Here is a 722-nt window from a genome sequence, read left to right on the forward strand (position 1 = left end):
TCGACGACGCCTTCGCCGTCGAACCCGCATTCCTCCGCCATTTTAAGGTAAGACGCAGTAAAACCATCCATATAGGCGTACATAAACACTTTTCCCTCAACAACCACGTCGAATTGGCCGTTTTTGCGCATTGCCCGTAGCACCCATTGACTAAGAGGATGATCAAACGCGATTTCCGCAAAGGCAAAACCTTCGTCATCTAAGGAAGCATAAACCATTCCATCCATGACATCTTCATCATCAAAGCGAATGTAGGCAGCTTGCCCGTTTTGCATCACGGTTTTAAAACCTCTGGGTGCAGTTTCACGCACCAGAACCGTTGGAAAAAAATCAGGCGGCCCCACATCCCCATTGCTCACGGAGACAACCACGCTCGGCGGGCCATCGCCCCCCGTCACGGCGCTACAAGTGCGGCGGATATCTTCGCCGGTATCAACTTCTTGGACGATCACGCGCCAAGAGCCGTATTCCCAGAAACCATCGGCCCAACTGGGGCTCGCCAACAATGCCAATAGGCCAACAATCATGATCTTCAAACAAAACACTCCATAAATAAGATGTGCGCACCTAACATGGTTTCGTTGAAAAATTCTTGCCAATAAAGTGCACACCCAAGCTTAAACCTAAAAAGCCGCAGAGAAGATTTCTTCGTCACGGCTTTTGTTCACTTTAAGTCTTGTTTGCCTGTGAACTTTGCTTTTCCGTAATCAATGTCGCTTCGC

Annotated in this window: 1 protein-coding gene; it reads right to left on the reverse strand. The window is 49.0% G+C overall.

Going from position 1 to position 722, the window contains the following annotated elements:
* Window positions 1–536 (reverse strand): hypothetical protein (locus AB9F29_RS21280; RefSeq protein WP_369757176.1); only part of this gene is annotated, 536 nt, incomplete at its 3' end.
* Between the last annotated feature and the right edge of the window lie 186 nt (window positions 537–722).

Source organism: Falsihalocynthiibacter sp. S25ZX9, assembly GCF_041205405.1.
Lineage (GTDB): Bacteria > Pseudomonadota > Alphaproteobacteria > Rhodobacterales > Rhodobacteraceae > Falsihalocynthiibacter > Falsihalocynthiibacter arcticus.